The following is a 2,488-nucleotide window of genomic DNA, read 5'->3' on the forward strand; positions in this document are numbered from 1 at the left end:
ATGTAATTTAGGTCAATATGAAGAAGCTATAAAGGATTATAACAAAACTATGGAGTTAGACCATAATGAGAGCAGTGATGTTTATAATAACAGAGGAATAGCTAAATATAATTTAGGTCAGCATGAAGAAGCTATAAAGGATTATAACAAAGCTATAGAGTTAAACCCTAATGAGAGTGCTGCTTATAATAACAGAGGAGCAGCTAAAAAAAAATTAGGACAATATGAAGATGCATTAAAAGATTGTAAAAATGCTTTGGAATTATGTCCCAATGATAAGTTGTTTAAAGAAAATATAAAAAATATTCAAAATCAATATGGTTTGAGATAAATAAAACATTGCTGATAATTTATTTTTATTATTGTTATATATTGAAATGATTGAATTTTGACAACTGCTATATACATTTGCTAGAACTTCATATTTCAAAAATCTATATTAAATGTAATATAATACCTAAATAAAGTTTAAAATACAGTTTTTTAGTTATTTTATACCAAAAGGTACATTGCCTACAACATGCATAGCGTCGATAAAAGAACTATGTTTATTGCTAAGTGTGTACAGCTGGGCTAGTACACACAAATAACTTAAATTAAAAAATTTATTTTTGACAAACTTAAAATTTTTGAGTATATAAAAATAATATATAGGAATGAAAAATGCCAAAAATATCTAATTATCTTTTTAGTAAACATATAGAAAAATGCAAAATATCATTAGAAGCTTTTGAAGAAAGAGAAGTTCCAGATTTAAAAGATGATTTTAAAGAAAAAGCAGAAAAAATTCTATATGAGGCAAATAATTTTTTAAATAATATTGAACCATTTAATTATTCTGATTTTCATGATTTTAACAGCAAGGCAGAAAATTTTAATGATGAATTAAACAGAATACTTGAAACATTCTATATAAAAGAGCCTGACGAACTTTATACTTACAACAGGTTTATTGAGTATTTTCATTATGATAAAACTATGTTTAATGATGAAAATGATGAAATAGATATTAACGATTTAGATACTTTAGATGAATATTTCGATTGTAATACTAATGGAGTTGCTCTAAACAATATGAGAGAATATAGAGATGCTATAGATTATTATAGTAAAGCTATAGACTTAATTGATTATTATGCATTAGCTTATTATAACAGGGGACTTGCTAGAAGTAATTTAGGATTTTTTAAAAAAGCTATAAAGGATTATGACAGAGCTATAGAATTAAGTAAAAATTATAAAGATGCTTATTATAACAGAGGGTTTGCTAAAAATAATGCTGGCTTACACAAAGAAGCTATTGAAGATTATAATAAGGTTATAGAGTTAGACCCTAATAATATAGATGCATATAATAATAGAGGAGTTTCCAAAAATTATTTAGAGCTTTTTGATGAGGCTATAAAAGATTTTAATAAGATTTTAGAGTTAGAGCCTAATAATTATTGTGCTTATGGCAACAGAGGAAATTCTAAAAACGATTTAGGTCTTTATAAAGAGGCTATAAAAGATTATGACAAAGCTATAGAAATTAATCCAAATTATTCAGATGCTTATTATAATAGAGGAAATTCAAAAAAAGAATTAGGTTTATTTAAAGAAGCTATAGAAGATTATGATAATGCTATAAAATGGGAATCTAACGATATAAATACTTATCTTAATAGAGGAAATGCTAAATATGATTTAGGATTATATAAAGAAGCTATAAAAGATTATGAGGAAATTATAAAATTGGATAATAATTATGTAGATGCTTATTATAACAGGGCAAATGCAAAAAGAGAGCTGGGTTTATATAATGAATCTATAAAAGATTATGATAAAGCTATATATCTAAATCCTAATTATAGTGATGCATATAATAATAGAGGACTTTCTAAAAGTGATTTAGGAATGTATGAAGAAGCAATCAAAGATTATGAAGAATCTATAGATTTATGTGCGGATAATCCAGAAGCCTATTATAATATAGGAAGTGCTAAGTATGATTTGGATCTTTTAAAAGAATCAATTAAATATTATGATAAGGCTATAGAATTAAAACCAACTTACAGTGAAGCATATAATAACAGAGGACTTTCTAAAAATGATTTGGGACTTTATAAAGAAGCTATCAAAGATTATGATAAATCTATAGAGTTAAACCCAAATGACAGCAATACTTATAATAATAGAGGACTTACTAAATATAGTTTAGGCTTGTATAAAGAAGCTATAAAAGACTATACTAAGGCTATAGAATTGACTCCTGATTATACCAATGCTTACGGTAATAGAGGAAGTGCTAAAGATGAATTAGGACAATATAAAGAAGCTATTGAAGATTATGATAAAGCTATAGAATTAGAACCAAATACTGCTTATTTATATAATGATAGAGGCTGGGTTAAGAAAAATGCAGGACTATATAAAGAAGCTTTGAAAGATTATAAAAAGGCTTTAGAATTAGATCCTAATAATGAATATGCAAAGAGTAATATTGCAA

The 2,488-nt window shown here is 25.5% G+C and carries 2 protein-coding genes; both read left to right on the top strand.

Annotated features, from left to right (window positions below; genetic code table 11):
* Positions 1 to 331, top strand: a 331-nt coding sequence (locus E6A48_RS11830) for a tetratricopeptide repeat protein (RefSeq protein ID WP_219710503.1), incomplete at its 5' end; no start/stop codon positions are given.
* 332 nt (positions 332 to 663) lie between these two features.
* The coding region (locus E6A48_RS11835) for a tetratricopeptide repeat protein (RefSeq protein ID WP_219710504.1) at positions 664 to 2,488 on the top strand (1,825 nt) is incomplete at its 3' end.

Source organism: Brachyspira pilosicoli (genome assembly GCF_019402445.1).
Taxonomy (GTDB): Bacteria; Spirochaetota; Brachyspiria; order Brachyspirales; family Brachyspiraceae; genus Brachyspira; species Brachyspira pilosicoli_B.